The organism is Methylobacterium nonmethylotrophicum, from assembly GCF_004745635.1.
In the GTDB taxonomy this organism is placed as follows: domain Bacteria; phylum Pseudomonadota; class Alphaproteobacteria; order Rhizobiales; family Beijerinckiaceae; genus Methylobacterium; species Methylobacterium nonmethylotrophicum.
The window spans coordinates 41,911-60,935 of sequence record NZ_SRLB01000035.1 but is presented as its reverse complement, the minus strand read 5'-3'; the positions used below and the strand labels follow the sequence as shown (position 1 = coordinate 60,935).

Genomic DNA, 19,025 nt, shown 5'->3' with positions numbered 1-19,025 from the left:
GGGACATCGCCCCGCGCCGCGAGGGCCCGTCATCCTCACGCCGAGCGCGGCGCCGCCACCCGGTGGCGCAGGCCGGCGATCACCGCCCGGAGCGTCCCGATATCGGCCCCCGGCGCGTCGGTGCGGGCGTAGATCCGGTCGTGCACGAAGGAGAGCTTGCCGATCGTCGCCGGGGTCATCCGGAAGGGATACAGGTCGGGCTGGCCCATGCTGCGGTTGAGCGAGTTCATCGCGAAGGTGAGCGGCAGCCAGGCCTCGATCAGCCGGCCGAAATCCGGGCTGCGATAAGGGTCGAAATCGACCTTCGCCGAGAGCGAGATCAGCCCGGCCTGGGCCTGGAGCTTGGGCTGCACGCGCAGGCCGAACTGGCTCGCGGTCTCGAGCGTGTCGACGATGTGCATGTAGTGCGCCCAGGTCTCGGCGAAGTCCTCCCAGGGGTGGGAGGCGGCGTAGGCCGACACGAAGGTCTCCTGCCAGCCCTCCTCCGGGCCGTGGGCGTAGTGGCGCTGCAGTGCCGCGCCGTAATCGGCCCGCTCGTCGCCGAACACGGTCCGGAAGGCGTCGAGGCATGGATCGGCCCGCACCAGCACGTTCCAGAAATAATGCCCGATCTCGTGGCGGAAATGCCCGAGCAGCGTGCGGTAATGCTCGCCGAACAGCGTACGCCGGCGCTCGCGCTCGACGTCGTCGGCCTCCGCGATGTTGAGAGTGATGAGGCCGTTATCGTGCCCGGTGAGCACCGGCGGGCCGATCAGGTAGGATTCCGCGGGGTCGACGAGGAAATCGAAGGCGAGGCCGGACGGGTCGTCGCGCCGGGAGGCGAGGGGCAGGCGCAGGCGCAGCATGGCGTAGAACAGCCGGCGCTTGGCCGCCTCGACCTCGCGCCAGCGGGTGCGGTTCCAGGCGATCGAGAGGTCCGGCACCACCCGGTTGTGCCGGCAGGCCAGGCAATAGGCCTCGGACGAGCCCGCCGGCACCAGCCAGTTGCAGCCGCCCGACTCGCGGTTGGCGCAGGGGCGGTACCGGCGGCCCGGGTCGGCGAGGCCGCGCCAGCGCGAGCCGGCCGACAGCAGGGCCGTCATGTCGGCGAGCTCCGGGTCGTAGCCGAGGCGGCATTCGCAGCTCTCGCAGGCCTCCGCTTCGAAATGGGCCGGCTGCGCGCAGGCCTGGCACTGGAAGATCTTCATCGCGGCATCCGGACAAGGCCCCGCGGGACGCCGCGGGCGACGGGCCCGGGCGCTCGAGCCCGGCGGGGCCCGACATCACCAAGGGGCTTTCCCGGCCGGAGGTTCCGCGTCCCCGGCACGGGACTTGCCTCAATTTTTCGCCCTGCCGCCCGAGACGACGCCGCGCGATGACGCCACGACACGCCAGACCGGGCCCGGGCCCCGACGCCGCGGCTGACGCGGGCCCGGCCACGGTGTAGAAGCCACGGACCGCGCGGGACAGGCCGGCGAGTTCACCCTCTAACCCAAAAAGAAGGTTCGGAATCGTCGTGTCGATCAAGGCCGCCCTGCACCACGTCACGTCCTACACCTACGACCGGCCGATCGCCCTCGGTCCCCAGGTGATCCGCCTGCGGCCGGCGCCGCACACGCGCACCCGGGTCGAGAGCTACGCCCTCAAGGTCACGCCGGCCAACCACTTCGTGAACTGGCAGCAGGATCCGAACGGCAACTGGCTCGCCCGGCTGGTCTTTCCCGAGAAGACGACGCAGTTCCGGATCGAGGTCGACCTCGTCGCCGACATGGCGGTGATCAACCCCTTCGACTTCTTCGTCGAGGATTACGCCCAGACCCGGCCCTTCGCCTATCCGGACGACGTGAAGGCCGAGCTCTCCCCCTATCTCGCGGTCGAGCCGGCGGGCCCGGAGATCGACGCCCTGATGGCGCGGCTGCCGGCCGAGCCCAATACCGTGCAGTTCCTGGTGGCGCTGAACGCGCTGGTGCGCGACACGGTGAATTACGTCGTGCGCATGGAGCCCGGGGTGCAGACCCCCGCCGAGACGCTGCAGAAGGGCAGCGGCTCGTGCCGCGACTCGGCCTGGCTGATGGTGCAGGTGCTGCGCCGCCTCGGGATGGCCGCCCGCTTCGTCTCCGGCTACCTGCTCCAGCTCGTGCCCGACACCACCGCCGTCGACGGGCCGGCCGGCACCACCACCGACTTCACCGACCTCCACGCCTGGGCCGAGGTCTACGTGCCGGGCGCCGGCTGGATCGGGCTCGACGCCACCTCGGGCCTGCTCTGCGGCGAGGGCCACATCCCGCTGGCGGCCACCCCGCATTACCGCTCGGCGGCGCCGATCGCCGGACTCGCCGAACCGGCCGAGGTCGATTTCGACTTCGCGATGACCGTGACCCGCGTCGCCGAGGCGCCCCGGGTGACGAAGCCGTTCTCGGACGAGGCCTGGGCCGCCCTCGACGCGCTCGGCGAGCGTATCGACCGCGACCTCGCCGACGAGGACGTGCGCCTGACCATGGGCGGCGAGCCGACCTTCGTGTCGGTCGACGACTTCGAGGCGCCCGAGTGGAACGCCGCCGCGGTCGGGCCGACGAAGCGCGGCCTCGCCGATCAGCTGATCCGTCGCCTGCGCGAGCGCTTCGGCCCCGGCGGCTTCCTGCATTACGGCCAGGGCAAGTGGTATCCGGGCGAGAGCCTGCCGCGCTGGGCCTTCGCGCTCTACTGGCGCAAGGACGGCGAGCCGGTCTGGCGCGACCCCGCCCTCGTCGCCTCCGAGACAGGCCCGCGCGAGGCCGGCATCGAGGAGGCGGAGGCGCTGGTCCGGGGGCTCGCCCGGCGTCTCGGCCTCGACGCTTACGTCCAGCCGGTCTTCGAGGATCCCGAATACTGGGAGCGCAAGGCCGCCGAGCTGCCCGTCAACGTCACGCCGCTGGAGCCGAAGGTCGGCGACGAGGAATCGCAGGCGCGGATGGCCCGGGTGTTCACCCGCGGCGTCGAGAAGGCGGTCGGCTACGTGCTGCCGCTCGCCAACGTGGCGGTCGGTCCCGACCGGTTCTGGGTCTCGGAGGCCTGGCAGCTCAAGCGCGGCGCGATCTACCTCGTGCCGGGCGATTCCCCGGCGGGCTTCCGTCTGCCGCTCGCCTCGCTGCCGTTCGTGCCGCCGAGCTCCTATCCCTACTACACGCCCCAGGACCCGCTCGAGCAGCGCGGGTCCCTCAAGCCCGGCAGCGCGCCGCAGCGCGGCCCGGCCCCGGTCGGCGTCGCGGTGCGCACGGCGCTCGCGGTCGAGCCGCGAGACGGGGTGATCTGCGTGTTCATGCCGCCCATCGAGCGGGTGGACGAGTACCTGGCGCTCCTCTCGGTCCTGGAGGAGGCGGCGGCCGAGATCGGCCAGCCGCTCCATGTCGAGGGCTACGAGCCGCCCTACGACCCGCGCCTGTCCGTCATCAAGGTCACGCCCGATCCCGGGGTGATCGAGGTCAACGTCCAGCCGGCCAGGACCTGGCGCGAGGCGGTCGAGATCACGACGGGCCTCTACCAGGATGCCCGCCAGACGCGGCTCGGCGCCCAGAAGTTCATGATCGACGGGCGCCACACCGGCACCGGCGGCGGCAACCACGTGGTCCTCGGCGGCCCGACCCCGGCCGATTCGCCGTTCCTGCGCAGGCCGGACCTCCTGAAGAGCCTGGTGCTCTACTGGCAGCGCCACCCGTCGCTGTCCTACCTGTTCTCGGGCCTCTATGTCGGCCCGACCAGCCAGGCGCCGCGCATGGACGAGGCGCGCCACGACGGGCTCTACGAGCTCGAGATCGCGCTGGCCCAGGTGCCGCCGCCGGGCGGGCCGGAGGTGCCGCTCTGGCTCGTCGACCGGCTCTTCCGCAACATCCTGACCGACGTCACCGGCAACACCCACCGGGCCGAGATCTGCATCGACAAGCTCTACTCGCCGGACGGCCCGACCGGGCGCCTCGGCCTGCTCGAGTTCCGCTCCTTCGAGATGCCCCCCGAGGCGCGGATGAGCCTCGCCCAGCAGGTTCTGCTGCGCGCCCTCGTGGCCTGGCTGTGGCGCGAGCCGCAGGAGGGCGGCTTCGTGCGGTGGGGTACGGCTCTGCACGACCGCTTCATGCTGCCCCACTTCCTGTGGGAGGATTTTTCCGCCGTCCTCGGCGACCTCGCCCGCGCCGGCTACGCCTTCGATCCGGCCTGGTACGCCGCGCAAGCCGAGTTCCGGTTCCCGCGCTACGGCGAGGTCGAGCGCGGCGGCGTCACGCTCGAGCTGCGCCAGGCGCTCGAGCCCTGGCACGTGCTCGGCGAGGAGGGCGCCATCGGCGGCACGGTGCGGTACGTCGATTCTTCCGTCGAGCGCCTGCAGGTCAAAGTGTCGGGCTACGTGCCGAGCCGGCACGTCGTCACCTGCAACGGGCGGCGGCTGCCGATGGCCGATACCGGCCGCGCCAGTGAGGCGGTGGCGGGGCTGCGCTTCAAGGCCTGGCAGCCGGCCTCGGCCCTGCACCCGACGATTCCCGTCCACGCGCCGCTCACCTTCGACGTGCTCGACACCTGGAGCGGGCGCTCGCTCGGCGGCTGCGTCTACCACGTCGCCCATCCGGGTGGGCGCAACTACGAGACCTTCCCGATCAACACCTACGAGGCGGAAGGCCGCCGCCTCGCCCGCTTCCAGGAGAACGGCCACACCCCGGGCCGGGTGAGCGTGCCGCCGGAGGAGCCCCGGCGCGAGTTCCCCTTGACCCTCGACCTGCGCACGCCCAAGCCCCGATGAGCGAGGCGTTGGCGCCGGCCGAGGTCGCGGAGGCTGCGCATCACGACGGGCCGGCCGAGCGGCTGGCCCGCTGGACCGCCGGCTACGCGCCCCTGCCGGGCCTGCCCGACGAGCTGGTCTCGGGCGACGGCGCCCTGCGCCCGGCCTGGGACCGGTTCCTGCGCCGGCTGGCCGGGCTGCCCGACGGCGAGATCGCCGCCCGGCTCGCGGCGGCCGGGCGGCACATCCAGGATACCGGCATCGCCTACCGGGCCTACGGTGAGGCGACGGAGCGCGACTGGCCCCTCGGGGCGCTGCCGCTCCTGATCGAGGGGGCGGAGTGGCAGGCCATCGCCGCCGGGGTGGCGCAGCGCGCCGAACTCCTCGAGGCGGTGCTGACCGACCTCTACGGCGAGGGCGCGCTCGCCCGCGACGGCCTGCTGCCGGCGGCGGCCGCCGCCGTCGACCCGGAATTCCTGCGCCCCCTCGTCGGCGTCGCCCCCCCGGGCGGGCGCCACCTGCACTTCTACGCCGCCGATCTCGGCCGCGGGCCGGACGGCGCCTGGCGGGTGCTGGCCGACCGGACCCAGGCGCCGTCGGGGGCGGGCCACGCCCTCGAGAACCGCCTGGTCATGGCGCGGGCCCTGCCGGAGGTCTACGGCGCCCTCGACGTCGAGCGCCTGGCCCCGTTCTTCCAGGCCTTCCGCGACGGCCTCGCCGCCGCGGCGACCCGCGAGGAGCCGCGCATCGGCCTGATGACCTCGGGCCCCTACAGCGACACCTATGTCGAGCAGGCGGTGCTCTCCCGCTATCTCGGCCTGGCGCTGGTCGAGGGCGACGACCTCCTGGTGCGCGACGGCCGCGTGTCGATCCGCACGGTGGCCGGCCTCAAGCGGGTCGACGTGCTGTGGCGGCGCATCGACGGCGACTTCGTCGATCCCCTCGAGCTCAACCCCGCCTCGCGCCTCGGCGCCCCGGGCCTCGTCGAGGCCCTGCGCGCCGGTGCCGTTGCGATGGGCAACATGCCGGGCACCGGGCTCGTCGAGAGCGCCTGGCTCGCCGCCTCGCTGCCGGCCCTGTGCTGGCGGCTGCTCGGCGAGCCCCTGCGCCTCCCGGGCCTGCCGACCTGGTGGTGCGGCGACCCCGCCCGGCGCGCGGCGGTTCTGGAGCAATTCGACTACCTGGCGTTCCGCCCGGCGGCGGCGCCGGCGCAGGGCGCGTTCACCAGCCGGGCCTTCGGGGAGGGCCGCGACGCGGCCGAGACCGCGCGCCTGCGCGCCGTGCTGCGCGACCGGCCCGGCGACCTCGTGGCGCACGAGCCGGTGCGGCTCTCCACCGCCCCGGTCTGGGACGGCACCCGGCTGGTGCCCCGCCCCTTCGTGCTGCGGGTCTTCGCCGCCGCGACGCCGGAGGGCTGGCAGGTGATGCCCGGCGGCTTCTGCCGCATCTCCGAGAGCCCCGACGTGCGCCCGGTGGCGATGGGGGTGGGCGTGCGCGCCGCCGACGTCTGGGTGCTCTCCCCGGGCTCCACCGCCGCGCAGGGGAGCCTGCTGCCCGCCAGCGACCGGGTCACCGTGCGCCGGGTGCCCGGCCTGCTGCCGAGCCGGGCCGCCGACAACCTGTTCTGGCTCGGCCGCCATCTCGAGCGGACCGAGGCGGTGATCCGCCTCACCGCCTGCCTGCTCGACGGCGCCGGCAGCGTCTCGATGGCCGAGGAGGACCGCGCCACCTCCGCCCGCATCCGCGCCCTGCTGCACGCCTGGGGCGCCGTGCCCTCGGCCACAGGGCCGGCGGCGCAGCTCGCCCTGCACGCCCTGTCGGACGGGACGCAATGGGGCTCGGGGCTCAGCCACGCCCTCTCGGCCCGGCGCAACGCCGCGGCCCTGCGCGAGCGCCTCTCGGGCGAGACCTGGCGGGCCTTGAACGCCCTGCGGGCCGTCCTCGAGGCCCCGGCCGAGAGCCCCGATTCCGAGGCCGCCCTCCTCGACCGGGCCGAGCGCGCCCTCTCCCTCACCGCGGCGCTGGCCGGCCTCGCCCAGGAGAACATGAACCGCGCCGGCGGCTTCGCCTTCGTCGACATGGGGCGGCGGGTCGAGCGGGCGATCAACACCTGCCGCTTCGCCCTCGATTTCGGCGCGGCCGGCGCCAGCACCGACGATCTCGGGGTGCTGCTCGAACTCGTCGATTCCCGCATCTCCTACGGCGCCCGCTACATCCTGGGCGTGGCGCTGGCGCCGGTGCGCGACATGGTGCTGCTCGATCCCTTCAACCCGCGCTCCGTCGCCTTCCAGGTCGAGCGGCTTGCCGAGCGCCTGGCCGGCCTGCCGCCCCTGCGCCAGGACGGCGTCGCGGAGGCGCCGGCGCGGCTGGTGGCGGGCTTGTCCGGCGTGATCGCCGGGGCGGAGGCCGGCAGCCTGCCGCTCGAGGCCGTGGCGGAGTGGGAGATGCGCCTGTGGGAGATCGCCGAGGCGATCGGCGCCCGCTATTTCCCGGGCGGGTCGGACGCCGCCCGGCCCGAAACCCTCGCCACCCTGGCGTGAGCCCAAGAATCCGAGCCCAAGAACCCGAGCCCAAGAACCCGAGCCCAAGAACCCGGTTCTCTCGCCGATGCTCTACCGCCTGCGCCACGTCACGGCCTATGCCTACCGCAACCCGGTCAGCTTCGCGCGCTGCGTGCTCCGCCTCGCCCCCGCGGAGGGGCAGGGGCAGACGCCCCTCTCGCACGAGGTCGTGGTCGAGCCCGCACCCCGGGCGGCGGCCGAGCGGACGGACTTCTTCGGCAACCGCACGGTGTCGCTCACCGTCGAGACGCCGCACCGCGACTTCCGGATCGATGCGCAGTCCCGCGTCCGGGTCGAGCGCCCGCCGCTGCCGGATTCGGGGACGGGCCTTGCCTGGGAGGAGGTGCGGGCGCGGGTCCTGACCTATCCGGGCCTCGGGGCCGACGCGCCGCTCCACTTCGCGGGCCCGAGCCGGCGGGTGCCGCTCCTCCCCGAGGTGACCGACTACGCCCGGGCGAGCTTTCCTCCCGGCGGCGGCGCCTATGCGGGGGCCTACGACCTGATGCGCCGCGTCCACGCCGACTTCGCCTTCGACGCCGCGGCGACCGAGGTCGGCACGCCGCTCGCCGAGGCCTTCGCGGGCCGGCGCGGCGTCTGCCAGGATTTCTCCCACATCGTGATCGCGGCCCTCAGGGGCCTGGGGCTGCCGGCCGCCTACGTCAGCGGCTATCTCCGCACCCTGCCGCCGCCGGGCCAGCCCCGCCTCGAAGGGGCGGATGCCAGCCACGCCTGGGTGGCTGTCTGGTGCGGCGAGGGCTGGATCGGCCTCGATCCCACCAACGGCATCGGCGTGCAGAACGACCACATCACGGTCGCCCGCGGCCGCGACTACGCCGACGTGGCGCCGGTCGCCGGCATCATCGCCGGATCGGGCGCGCAGAGCCTCAGCGTCGGGGTCGACGTGGTGCCGGAGGACGAGCCGGCCTGAGGGACGCCGAGGGGGGGGTCGCAGAGGGGGAGGCGGGCCGGGCTGTTGCGCTGAACGCGTGAGGAGGGAGGTCCCGGCCCGCGGGCGCGACACCGGCCGAGTGCCGTCGTTCGGACGGGACAGGGTCGGCGTGGCGAGGGGAAGACTGCGCCCGTTCCCGACGCCCGTCCTCAACTTGGATCAATGATCGGCGATTTCGGGGACGCCGGACCGCGCTGCGTCATTGCGGGTGCTCACGCTCGCGCGTGCGCGGCTGAGATTGGCTCGATGTCTTTCGGCCAAGCACGATTCGCCTCGCCCGCTTGGGAAAGGGGGGATCGACGATCCCGCACGGGCCTGAATGCCTGCCGGAGAATACCACCGGTCCTGAGCGATGCTCCAACCGTCCCGCTGCCAGCACGAAGCTCGCCGACAGTTCGAGCCACTCAATGGCATTGAGAGCCTGTTTGATTGCCGAGAAGGGCGTCGCATGGACCTGACTCATCCCATCCACGACCTCATCCTGAGGTGCGACTGAAAGGAGCCTCGAAGGAGGGCTCCAGAAGGCTCTGCGATCCCTGGAGCCCTCCTTCGAGGTCAGTCGATTTTTAATCGACTGACACCTCAGGATGAGGTTGAGGTTGGGATAAACTTGCCCGCCACGTCAAACAGGCTCTGACACCCACCGTGTCATTCCGGGGCCGCGGAGCGGAGCCCGGAATCCAGAACCGCGAATCGTGCAGGAAAAGGCGGGATGCGTTCCGCTCTCTTTTGGGCGTCCTGAGTATCTGGATTCCGGGCACCGCTCCGCGGCCCCGGAATGATTCGGAGGATTTCAAATCTGCCGTAGAAAACCAACAGGTTCTGACAGACGGGAGAGGGAATGCCGCGCCTCTCGTGATCTTGGTTTGCACAAAGTCATGCTACCCGCGCCTCACCGCGGCGCCCCGCGTCCCGGCTCGCCGGCGCCCGTCGCGCTGCCGCCGGCGCGCTCGCCCGGCGGCACCGCCGCCGCGCCGGTCGTGCCGGTGCCGAGGCTGCTGTGGCCGGCGCCCCTGCCGCTGTCCTGGCTGATGCCCGGCTGGCCGGCGGCTCCGGTGCTGTTCGGGCTGCCGGAGCCCGCGCCGAGCGCGCCGCCCCCGACGCCACCCCCACCGGAACCGCCCGCGCCCTGCGCCGCCGCCAGTCCGGCACCGCCGACGACGAGCGCGATTGCGATCGCCCCGACCTTGGTCATCCTGATCGTCATGCCCGGCTCCTTTCCGCTCGGTCCGCCCGCCTTGGGCGGGGTCGTCGGGTCAAAGGGTGGCAACGGGCGGCGTTCCGGGATGGCAGCCATGCCGGCAGCACCCGAACCAGTCCAGCGCAGCCTCGTTGCCCCATCATGGATCTCACGCTCCAGCCCGTGCGCGTCAGGACGGGGAGCGAGGACGAGCGCGGGTTGCTCGTCTTCGCCGACGGCGCCCTCGTGGCGGTGCTGGTCTGCCTCTCCGACGTGCACGAGGAGGATGCCGGCTTGTGGTTCCTGGAGACGGGGTTCGGGAGCCTGGCTTCGCTCCAGCCGGCGAAGTTCACCGATCTCGACGCGGCCGAGGCCTGGATCCGCCGGCGGCTTGCTCCGGATCTCAGGCCTCGTCGTCCTCCGTGACGGTGTCGGAGAACGGCACCGTCATCACCGGCCGCCCCTGCGCGTCGGTCACCTCGAACGCGCAGGCGAACCAGTCCGGCACGGCGTGCAGCCGCGTGCGGACGATCAGGTCCCGGGCGACGGCGAGCGCGCGGGCGCGGACCTCCGCGGGGCCGGTCAGGTCGTCGCCCTCCGGGTCGCGGGCCAGGCCGTCCGGGCCGGGGCCGTGCCGAAGGTGGAAGAAGTAGCGCGGCATCACCTGCCCTCGATCAGGCGGGCATACTCGGCCTCCGGCACGCCGTAGCTGCCGTTGGTGAGCGCCCTGAGCTTCTCCCGGTCGAGCACCTCGATGCGCCGGCGCTTGGCCCGGATGCGGCCGGCGCCCTCCAGGTTCTGGAGCGTCAGCGTGACGCCCGCCCGCTGGACGCCGAGCATCATCGACAGGAACTCGTGCGTGAGCGTCAGCTCGTCGCCGTCGACCCGATCGTGGCACATCAGCAGCCAGCGCGCGAGGCGGCCCTCGAGGCCCAAGGCGGCGTGGGCGTGGGCGGTCTGCGCGGCCTGGATCATCACCGTGTGGACGTAGCGCAGCAGCAGCCGGCGCAAGGCCGCGCTCGCCTCGACGGCGTCGCAGAACGGCTCCCGGCCGATGCTCAGCACCTCGCCGGAGACCTGCACGAAATGCAGGTGCGGCGTACGGTCGGCGTGAAGCAGCACCGGGGCGGCGCCGACCAGCCCCTCGCGGCCCACCATCCCGACCTCGATCCGGCTCTCGTCGTGTCCGGTGGTGATCGAGACGATGCCGCTCTCGACGAAGAAGAGCTCCTCCACCGGCCGGTCGGGCGCGATCATCGGCTCGCGCATCTGCACGGCCATGGTTTCGAGGTGGGGCTGGAGCCGCGCGAAATCCTCCGGGGCCATGGCCCGGAGAAGACGGTTGCGCACATTGGCCTGCTGCGGCTGCGGCACGGTCTGCTCCTGGGTCGAGAACGACCGTAACCTCCCGCTGGTACCGAAGTTCGAGGTTTCGCGAGCAGAATGTGAGAAAAACTCCAAGAAAATATATCACCAGTCATTTGTTAATAACAAATGATACTAAAAATAACACTCGATGCATTAACGAGAACATATAAATATATTTTGATAATGCGGGAACGTTCGTCTGTTGTGGCCATTGTTCGATACAACACCGAGATACGTCGATCTCTTACGGACGCGTCATGCCGTGCCTATAACCTTCGTGCGGCTCGCATCGGGAGCGACGGAAGGGGAGGGTCGATCGTGCAACAGGACGAGGGCCGGCCGACCGTGCTGCTGATCGAGGACGATCCGCTGATCGGCCTCGATCTCGGCGACGCCCTGGCGGAGGCCGGCTACCGCGTCACCGGCCCGCTCAGGACCCAGGCCGAGGCCGTGGAGTGGGTGGCGCGGAGCGCGCCCGACCTCGCGGTCGTCGATGTCCCGCTCCGGGACGGAGACGGCAGCCGGCTGGCACGGACGCTGCGCCGGAGAGGCATCCCGTTCGTGGTCCACACCGACGATGAGCGCGACGCCACGGCCTGCGCCGACTTACGCGCCGCGCCCCGACTGACCAAGCCGGCCTGGCACCGGGACCTCGTCCTGGTGCTCGACCAGCTCGCCCGCGAGGCGCGACCATGACCCTGACGATGACCCATCTCTCCCCCGCGGCGCCGTCCCCGGGCGGGCACCTGCTCCACCCGATCGTGCGCAAGCTCTCGGCCTTCGGTCGCTTGAGCGCGGAGGAGCGGGCGGCGCTCGCCGGCCTCGGCACCGGCGCGCAGCGTGTCGAGGGGCGGCTCGACCTCCTGGCCGAGGGCGCCGCGCCGGAGAGCGCCGTGCTGATCCTGGAAGGCGTGGCCTGCCGCTACCGGCACCGCCGCAGCGGGGCCCGCCAGATCACCGCCTACCTCGTGCCCGGCGATCTCTGTGACCCGGACATCCTGCATCTCGACCGGCTGAACCACAGCGTCGGCACCCTCGGGCCCTGCCGGGTCGCGCGGGTCCCCCGCGAGGCCCTGGCGAGCCTTAACCAGCAATACCCGGCCGTCGCCCGGGCGCTTCGCCTCGCCAAGCTCGCCGAGGAGGAGACGACGCGGGAATGGGTGATGAATGTCGGCTGCCGCTCGGCGATCGAGCGGGTGTCGCACCTCCTGTGCGAGCTGCACGAGCGGCTGCGCGCCGTCGGGTGGGCGACCAAGGCCGGCTACGACCTGGCGCTGACGCAGCAGGACCTCGCCGACACGACCGGCCTGTCGAACGTGCACGTCAACCGGGTGCTGCGGCAGCTGCGCCTGATGCGGCTCGTCGAGATGGGCGGCAAGCGCGTCGACATCCTCAACCTCCCCGCCCTGCAGGAGATCGCCGAGTTCCAGGCCGACTACCTGCGGCCGGCGGCCGGCTGAGAGCGGCGGTCAGCCGAGATCCAGCTCCACCGTCACCGGCACGTGGTCGGACGGCTTGTCGAGCCCGCGCAGGTGCTTCTGCACCGAGGCCGAGGCGAGGCGGTCGAGTCCTTGCGGCGACAGGAGCAGGTGGTCGATGCGGATGCCCTGGTTCCGCGGCCAGCAGCCGGCCTGGTAGTCCCAGAAGCTGTAGACGCCCGGCCTGCCGTCGCAGGCCCGCAGGGCATCGGTGAAGCCCTCGTTGAGAAGCGCGCGGAACGCCGCCCGGGTCTGGGGCAGGAACAGCGCGTCGCTCGTCCACTCCGCCGGGTTGGCGGCGTCCTCGGGCTCCGGGATCACGTTGTAGTCGCCCGCGAGCACCATCACCTCCTCGCGCGCCCGCAAGCCCACGGCATGGGCGTGGAGCCGGCGCAGGAAGGCGAGCTTGTAGTCGTATTTCGGCGTGCCGACGGGGTTGCCGTTCGGCAGGTAGATCGAGGCGACCCGCACCGGCACGGTCTCGGTCGGGATCACCGCCTCGATGTAGCGCGCCTGCTCGTCGTCGGCGTCGCCCGGCAGGCCGCGGCGGATCTCCTGGAGCGGCAGGGGCCGGCGGGCGAGCAGCGCGACGCCGTTGAACGCCTTCTGGCCGTGGGTCGCCACGACGTAGCCGGCCTCCTCGATCTCGGTGCGGGGAAACGCGTCGTCGACGCATTTCAGCTCCTGCAGGCAGACCACGTCGGGCTGCGCCTCCGCCAGGAAGGCCAGCAGGTGGGGCAGGCGCTGCTTGACCGAGTTGACGTTCCAGGTGGTGATCCGCATCGCGTCCCGCGCCGCTCGAACAGCCGGCGTTCGGCCGGACGGCCCGTCATCGGGGTTTCGCGCCGCCCTGGCAAGCCGCGGGCGGATGGGGCTTGGGGACCGGGCGATGGCGTCGGGATGGTGGGAGCCGGTGCGCGACTATTGCGAGCGCACCGGGCCGGAACTCTTCGCCGAGCCGCTGAACGCGGCCTCGAACGCCGCCTTCGTGGTGGCTGCGATCCTGCTGCTGCGACGCGGCCGGGCGCCGGACTTGGTCGCGGACGCCTTCGCCTGGCTGATCGGCGCCATCGGCATCGGCAGCGCCCTGTTCCACACCCTCGCCGTCCAGTGGGCGATGCTCGCCGACGTGATCCCGATCGCGCTGTTCATCCACGCCTACTTCTTCCTGGCACTCAGGCGCTTCCTCGGGGTCTCGGCCCTCCCGGCCCTCGCCGGCACCCTCGCCTTCGCGGTCGCGGCCGCTCTCTTCGAGCCCGCCCTGGCGGGGCTCGCCGGGCGGCCGCTCGGCCCCCTCAGCAACGGCTCGATCGGCTATGCACCGGCGGCGCTCGCCCTGTTCGGCGTCGGCGCCGCCTCGCTGCGGGCAGGGAACCGGGCGGGACACCGGGACGGCGCCGCCCTGATCGGGCTCGGCGTGCTGTTCCTCGTCTCGCTCACCGCCCGCACCCTCGACCCCGCCCTCTGTCCGCTCCTGCCGATCGGCACCCACTGGCTCTGGCACCTGCTCAATGCCGGCGTCCTGTACGGCCTGGTGCGGGCGGCCCGCCGCGCCGGCCCCGCCCCATGACGTCGCGGGAGCCCGCTTCCTTGCACGGGTCCGGAAACCGTTGCAGAAGAGCGCCGCCGCCGGACCGCGCCCTGTCGGTCCCGGCGCCTGCCTGCCCGGATTGCACGCCATGACACACCCCCTCCGCCTCGGCATCGCCGGTCTCGGCACCGTCGGAGCCTCCGTCGTCCGCATGGTCGCGCGCCGCGCCGAGGCGATCAGCGCCACCGCCGGGCGGCCGGTCCGGGTGACGGCGGTCGCGGCCCGGGACCGCTCGCGCGACCGCGGGCTGGATCTCCAGGGCGTGACCTGGTTCGACGATCCCGTCGCGCTCGCAAGCTCCGCCGAGGTCGATTGCGTGGTCGAGCTGATCGGCGGCGCGGAAGGTCCGGCCCGGGCCACCGTCGAGGCGGCGCTCGTCGCGGGCAAGCACGTCGTGACCGCCAACAAGGCGCTGCTCGCCCGCCACGGCCCGGCGCTGGCGCGGGCCGCGGAAGGCGCCGGCGTCGCGCTCGCCTTCGAGGCGTCGGCGGCCGGCGGCATCCCGGTGGTCAAGGCCCTGCGCGAGGCGCTGGCCGGCAACCGGATCTCCCGCGTCTACGGGATCCTCAACGGCACCTGCAACTACATCCTGAGCCGGATGGAGCTCGAGGGCCTGACCTTCGAGGCCTGCCTGAAGGACGCCCAAGCCCTCGGCTACGCCGAGGCCGACCCGACCTTCGACGTCGAGGGCTTCGACACCGCCCACAAGCTCGCGATCCTGACGAGCCTCGCCTTCGGCACCGAGCTCGACGCCGAGGGCGTCTCGGTCGAGGGCATCTCGGCGATCACCCCCCTCGACCTGCGCATGGCCGACGAGCTCGGCTACCGGATCAAGCTGCTCGGCGTCGCCGAGGCGACCGCGGCCGGCATCGAGCAGCGGGTCCACCCGACCATGGTGCCGAAATCCTCCGCCATCGCCCAGGTGATGGGCGTGACGAACGCCGTCACCATCGACACCGATGCGCTCCGCGAGCTGACCCTGATCGGCCCCGGCGCCGGCGGCGAGGCCACCGCCTCGGCGGTGGTGGCCGACATCGCCGACGTGGCGGCGGGGCGCACGCCCCCGGCCTTCGGCCGCCCGACCGCCGGCCTGACGGCGCCGGTCCGGGCCGAGATGCAGCGCCACGAGGGCGGCTACTACATCCGGCTCACCGTCCACGACCGCCCCGGCGTCGCCGCCGGCGTGGCCACCAAGATGGCCGAGCGCGAGATCTCGCTCGAGAGCATCCTGCAGCGCCGCTCCGAGAGCGCCGCGGCGCGCGACCGCCACGGGCGCTCCGGCCTGCCGGTGCCGCTCGTGCTCATCACCTACGCGGCGACCGAGGCGGCGATCCGCGAGAGCCTCGACGCCATGGCGGCGGACGGGCTCCTGTCCGAGCCGCCCCAGCTCATCCGCATCGAGCGCGAGTGAGGCCGGACGCCGGACCGTCATCGTCCCGTCGGCGACAATTGCCGCTCGCCGCGGCAGCGGATCGATCGGGAAACGATCCTGCGCAATCCACCGGTGAACGGGCGGCCACTGGGCAAAATTCATTTCAGCGGCGCCGGTTTCTCCTCTAAGACCCGGCGCCAGGGACCAGCACGAGGATCACGAACGCATGTCGGACGCCAAGAAGCCGGGACCGAGCCAGGTCATCGAGCGCATCCTGACCCTCGAGCTGGTGCGCGTCACCGAGCGGGCCGCCGTGGCGGCGGCGCGCCTGCGCGGCCAGGGCAACGAGAAGGCCGCCGACCAGGCCGCCGTCGACGCCATGCGCCGCGAGCTGAACCGCCTGCCGATCGACGGCACCGTGGTGATCGGCGAGGGCGAGCGCGACGAGGCCCCGATGCTGTTCATCGGCGAGACCCTCGGCAACGGCTCGGGCCCGAAGGTCGACATCGCGGTCGATCCCCTCGAAGGCACCACGCTCTGCGCCAAGGACATGCCGGGCTCGGTCGCCGTGATGGCGATGGCCGAGGGCGGCACGCTGCTGGCCGCCCCCGACGTCTACATGCACAAGATCGCCATCGGCCCGGGCTACCCGGCCGGCACGGTCCATCTCGACGCCAGCCCTGAGGAGAACATCCACGCGCTGGCCAAGGCCAAGGGCGTCCCCCCGGCCGAGATCACCGCCCTCGTCCTCGACCGTCCGCGCCACACCGACCTGATCGCGGCGATCCGCCGGACGGGGGCGGGCGTGCGCCTGATCTCCGACGGCGACGTCGCCGGCGTGATCTTCACCACCATGCCGGAGGAGACCGGCATCGACATCTATCTCGGCATCGGCGCCGCCCCCGAGGGCGTTCTGGCGGCGGGCGCCTTGCGCTGCATCGGCGGCCAGATGCAGGGCCGGCTGATCCTCGACACCCAGGAGAAGCGCGACCGCGCCGCCAAGATGGGCGTCGCCGACCCGAACCGCCTCTACGCCCTCGACGACCTCGCCCGCGGCGACGTCGTGGTGGCGCTCACCGGCGTGACCGACGGGGCGCTGGTCAAGGGCGTGAAGTTCGGCCGCAGCACGATCCGCACCGAGACGGTGGTCTATCGCTCGCATACCGGCACCGTGCGCCGGATCGAGGCCGAGCACCGCGACTTCGACAAGTTCCACCTGACATAGGATCCTCTGCCGGAGAGCCGCGCGGGAAGGCCGGCCGGCGACCCCTCGGCGTCCTGCCGGGTGCGCGGGCGTGTGTCGGAGGAGGCCGTCGAGGTCGGCGGGGTTGAGACCGGCGAGCGTTCCGCGGGCCTCGAGGCCGTGCCGCCGGTGGGGCGCGCATACCGGTCTGCGGCCGCGCGCGGTCGCCGTGGACGATGTCGAGCACCCGGTGCAGGCGGTTCGGTCTGCCGGTGTCGACCTGTGTCTCGACCCTGCCGATTCATCGCCGGACGGTGCCTCTTCGGCGCGTCGGAGCCGCGGTCGATCGCCCGCCAGTGCTGGCGCGGATCCTCAGGGCTGAGACGTGGTCGAGGATCGACAGCGATGACCGCATGCGGGCCTCGCCGAACGCCAGGCCCCCTGCCAACGACGATCCTGCACGGCGCGTCGCTCGAGCCAGTCCGGGCCCGACGCGATCGCCCTCGGTTTTCGCGCCGGTCCGGTTGACTTTTCGGCCCCTCGCCGGGTAAGTCACGCGCCTCCGCACGGGCGGTGCTCCGCATCGCCCGGCGTCGGCGTTCGTCTTGGACTTTTGCCTCGGGATTTTGTCTTGGGCGTCGTCTGGGGCGTTCGCCGCAAGCCCGTTTTTCCATCCGCGCCCGGGCGTTCCGGCGCACCGACGTGAGACAGACCGATGAAGATCCGCAACTCGCTGAAGTCGCTCCGCGGCCGGCACCGTGACAACCAGCTCGTGCGCCGCAAAGGCCGGGTCTACGTCATCAACAAGACCCAGAAGCGCTACAAGGCCCGCCAGGGCTGACGCCGCGCGGGGCTCGCCGGCGGCTCGGAACCGCGGCAAGCCATCGCGTTGACGGGACTGCGCCGGCGCCGGACAGTGCCGGCATGCGCCGTCTCTCTCTTCCGATCCGCATGATGGCCGGCCTCTTCGGAGCGCCGGCTTTCGTCGTTCTGGCGATGGTGCCGCTGGCGATCGTGCCGGTCGCCGCGGCGCAGGATGCGCCCCGTCAGGACGGATCCCGCAAGGACGCGCCGAAGGACGCTCCGCGGGCGCCCGTCACCCTCGACGACCTCTTCGCGCGCCTCAAGGCTGCCAAGGACGATGCCGAGGCCCGTGGCGTCGCCCAGCTGATCGAGCGCCGCCTCGACCGCTCCGGCAGCGACACCGTCGACCTCCTGGCGAGCCGCGCCGCGGAGGCGATGCAGGCCAAGGACTACCCGCTCGCCGTCGAGCTCCTCGACCGGGTGACGGTGCTGGAGCCGGGCTGGGCCGAGGGCTGGAGCCGGCGCGCCACCGCCTTCTACCTGCTCGAGGACCAGGCGAGCGCGCTCGCCGACCTCCACAGGACCCTGACCCTCGAGCCTCGCCATTTCGAGGCCTGGGCGGCGCTCGCCCACATCTACATGGCGAGCGACGACAAGAGCCGGGCGCTCGCCGCCTTCCGGCGCGCCGAGGCGATCTATCCCCGCATGGGCAAGGTCCACGAGGCGATCGAGCGTCTCGCCCCGGACGTCGACGGCCGCGACCTGTGACCGGCCATCCCTCGGCCCGGCCGCATGCGCCGGCGTGAGCGGCGGATCGCCCGCGTGCTGACCGTGATCGCCGGCCTCCTCGGCGGCCTGGTGCTGGCGCTCGTCGCCGCGGGCCTGCTCGCGACCTGGATCATCACCCTCGTGATCGAGGCGCGCTATCCCCCGGCGGGTCGGCGGGTCGCGGTGGAGGGCGGGCACCTCGCGGTGCTGGAGGCCGGCCCCGGCGAGGGCGCGCCGAGCCGCGGCACCGTCGTGCTCCTGCACGGGGCGTCGGCCAACGCCATGGACCCGATGCAGGCGATCGGCCGGCGGCTCGCCGGCGACGGCTTCCGGGTGCTCTCCTTCGACCGGCCCGGCTTCGGCTACAGCGACCGCATCGCCCCGGACGCCGCCTCGCCGGCGGTGCAGGCGCGGCTGATCAGCGAGGCGCTGGCGGCGATGAAGGTCGGCCCGGCCCTGATCGTCGGCCATTCCTGGTCCGGGGCGCTTGCCACGGCCCTCGCCCTCGATCACCCGGAGCGGGTCGCCGGCCTCGCCCTCCTCGCCCCCGTGACCCACCCGTGGCCGGGCGGCTCGGTCGGAGGCTACGCCGCCTGGTACCGCTCGCTGCCCGGGCGGATGCTGCTGACGCTCGCCACCTACACGGTCGCGGCGCCCCTCGGCCTGGCCTATCTCGACCGCTTCGCCGAGGTGGTCTTCCGCCCGCAAGGCCTGCCGGAAGGCTACATCGACGGCGCGCGGGTGCCGCTGGTCCTGCGCCCCTCGACCTTCGGGGCGAACCTGCGCGACCTCGACGGCCTCTACGCCTTCCTGCAAGCCCAGAGCCCGCGCTACCGCGCGATCACCGCCCCCACCGTCATCGTCGCCGGCGACGCCGACCCGGTGGTCAAGACCGACATCCATGCCGCGGCGCTCGCCCGCGAGGTGCCGGGGGCGAAGCTCGTGGTACTGCCGGGCATCGGCCACATGCTCCAGTACGTCGCCGCCGACACGGTGGTGGCGGAGATCGAGATCCTGGCGGCGCGCGAGCGGGCGGGGGCGGAGTAGGGGG

The 19,025-nt window shown here is 72.7% G+C and carries 18 protein-coding genes; 12 read left to right on the top strand and 6 right to left on the bottom strand.

Translation table 11 applies throughout. The features are described 5' to 3' along the window. Positions 1-35 precede the first annotated feature (35 nt). Complete coding sequence (locus EU555_RS30285; RefSeq protein WP_135419054.1) at positions 36-1,187, bottom strand: zinc-binding metallopeptidase family protein; 1,152 nt, start codon at positions 1,185-1,187, stop codon at positions 36-38. Positions 1,188-1,495: 308 nt separating this feature from the next. Between EU555_RS30285 and EU555_RS30280 the strand changes: the two genes are divergently transcribed. The 3 genes from EU555_RS30280 to EU555_RS30270 all read left to right on the top strand — a co-directional run bounded on the left by EU555_RS30280 (position 1,496) and on the right by EU555_RS30270 (position 8,209). Next, a complete protein-coding gene (locus tag EU555_RS30280) occupies positions 1,496-4,741 on the top strand; it encodes a transglutaminase family protein (RefSeq protein ID WP_135419053.1) in 3,246 nt (1,081 codons plus the stop codon). Continuing rightward, positions 4,738-7,260, top strand: coding sequence for a circularly permuted type 2 ATP-grasp protein (locus tag EU555_RS30275; protein WP_135419052.1), 2,523 nt, complete (start codon positions 4,738-4,740; stop codon positions 7,258-7,260). Before EU555_RS30280 ends, EU555_RS30275 begins: the two co-directional genes overlap by 4 nt. A 67-nt stretch (positions 7,261-7,327) precedes the next feature. Next, positions 7,328-8,209, top strand: a complete 882-nt coding sequence (locus EU555_RS30270) for a transglutaminase family protein (RefSeq protein ID WP_135419051.1) — start codon at positions 7,328-7,330, stop codon at positions 8,207-8,209. Positions 8,210-8,429: 220 nt separating this feature from the next. Here the strand turns inward: EU555_RS30270 and EU555_RS30265 are convergent, their stop codons facing one another. Together EU555_RS30265 and EU555_RS30260 are read right to left on the bottom strand one after the other, a co-directional pair. Continuing rightward, a complete protein-coding gene (locus tag EU555_RS30265; RefSeq protein ID WP_135419050.1) occupies positions 8,430-8,693 on the bottom strand; it encodes a hypothetical protein in 264 nt (87 codons plus the stop codon). Positions 8,694-9,122: 429 nt separating this feature from the next. Next, a complete protein-coding gene (locus EU555_RS30260) occupies positions 9,123-9,437 on the bottom strand; it encodes a hypothetical protein (protein WP_135419049.1) in 315 nt (104 codons plus the stop codon). A gap of 135 nt (positions 9,438-9,572) precedes the next feature. Here EU555_RS30260 and EU555_RS30255 point away from each other — a divergent pair, with 135 nt between their 5' ends. Then, positions 9,573-9,836, top strand: a complete 264-nt coding sequence (locus tag EU555_RS30255) for a hypothetical protein (protein WP_135419048.1) — start codon at positions 9,573-9,575, stop codon at positions 9,834-9,836. Here EU555_RS30255 and EU555_RS30250 read toward each other — a convergent pair. Continuing rightward, the gene (locus EU555_RS30250) at positions 9,814-10,071 is read right to left on the bottom strand and encodes a DUF6894 family protein (RefSeq protein ID WP_135419047.1); all 258 of its coding nucleotides are present in this window, start codon (positions 10,069-10,071) and stop codon (positions 9,814-9,816) included. The two genes, EU555_RS30255 and EU555_RS30250, sit on opposite strands and share 23 nt — an antisense overlap. Continuing rightward, positions 10,071-10,784 (bottom strand): Crp/Fnr family transcriptional regulator, encoded by a 714-nt coding sequence (locus EU555_RS30245; protein ID WP_135419046.1) that lies wholly within the window; start codon positions 10,782-10,784, stop codon positions 10,071-10,073. Before EU555_RS30245 ends, EU555_RS30250 begins: the two co-directional genes overlap by 1 nt. Positions 10,785-11,096: 312 nt before the next feature. On the opposite strand from EU555_RS30245, the gene EU555_RS30240 reads away from it, so the two are divergent. Both EU555_RS30240 and EU555_RS30235 read left to right on the top strand, forming a co-directional pair. After that, positions 11,097-11,474 carry a response regulator gene (locus tag EU555_RS30240; RefSeq protein WP_167858715.1) on the top strand — a complete coding sequence of 126 codons (378 nt, stop codon included), beginning with the start codon at positions 11,097-11,099 and terminating at the stop codon, positions 11,472-11,474. Continuing rightward, on the top strand, positions 11,471-12,238 hold the full coding sequence (locus tag EU555_RS30235; RefSeq protein ID WP_245524573.1) for a Crp/Fnr family transcriptional regulator: 768 nt from the start codon (positions 11,471-11,473) through the stop codon (positions 12,236-12,238). The genes EU555_RS30240 and EU555_RS30235 overlap by 4 nt, the downstream gene beginning before the upstream one ends. A 9-nt stretch (positions 12,239-12,247) precedes the next feature. Here the strand turns inward: EU555_RS30235 and xth are convergent, their stop codons facing one another. Then, complete coding sequence (gene xth / locus EU555_RS30230) at positions 12,248-13,039, bottom strand: exodeoxyribonuclease III (RefSeq protein WP_135419044.1); 792 nt, start codon at positions 13,037-13,039, stop codon at positions 12,248-12,250. Positions 13,040-13,145: 106 nt separating this feature from the next. Here xth and EU555_RS30225 point away from each other — a divergent pair, with 106 nt between their 5' ends. The 6 genes from EU555_RS30225 (at position 13,146) to EU555_RS30200 (ending at position 19,021) form a co-directional block, all read left to right on the top strand. Beyond that, entirely contained in the window at positions 13,146-13,826 is a 681-nt protein-coding gene (locus EU555_RS30225) for a hypothetical protein (RefSeq protein ID WP_135419043.1), read from the top strand. Between the two features lie 109 nt (positions 13,827-13,935). Then, positions 13,936-15,258, top strand: a complete 1,323-nt coding sequence (locus EU555_RS30220) for a homoserine dehydrogenase (protein WP_135419042.1) — start codon at positions 13,936-13,938, stop codon at positions 15,256-15,258. 187 nt (positions 15,259-15,445) lie between these two features. Then, complete coding sequence (glpX, locus tag EU555_RS30215; protein ID WP_135419041.1) at positions 15,446-16,444, top strand: class II fructose-bisphosphatase; 999 nt, start codon at positions 15,446-15,448, stop codon at positions 16,442-16,444. Between the two features lie 673 nt (positions 16,445-17,117). Further along, a complete protein-coding gene (gene ykgO / locus EU555_RS30210) occupies positions 17,118-17,243 on the top strand; it encodes a type B 50S ribosomal protein L36 (protein ID WP_012334921.1) in 126 nt (41 codons plus the stop codon). A gap of 113 nt (positions 17,244-17,356) precedes the next feature. After that, positions 17,357-17,974: a tetratricopeptide repeat protein gene (locus EU555_RS30205; protein WP_135419064.1), complete on the top strand. Its 618-nt coding sequence runs from the start codon at positions 17,357-17,359 to the stop codon at positions 17,972-17,974. Between the two features lie 24 nt (positions 17,975-17,998). Beyond that, positions 17,999-19,021 carry an alpha/beta fold hydrolase gene (locus tag EU555_RS30200; protein ID WP_135419040.1) on the top strand — a complete coding sequence of 341 codons (1,023 nt, stop codon included), beginning with the start codon at positions 17,999-18,001 and terminating at the stop codon, positions 19,019-19,021. Positions 19,022-19,025: the final 4 nt, after the last annotated feature.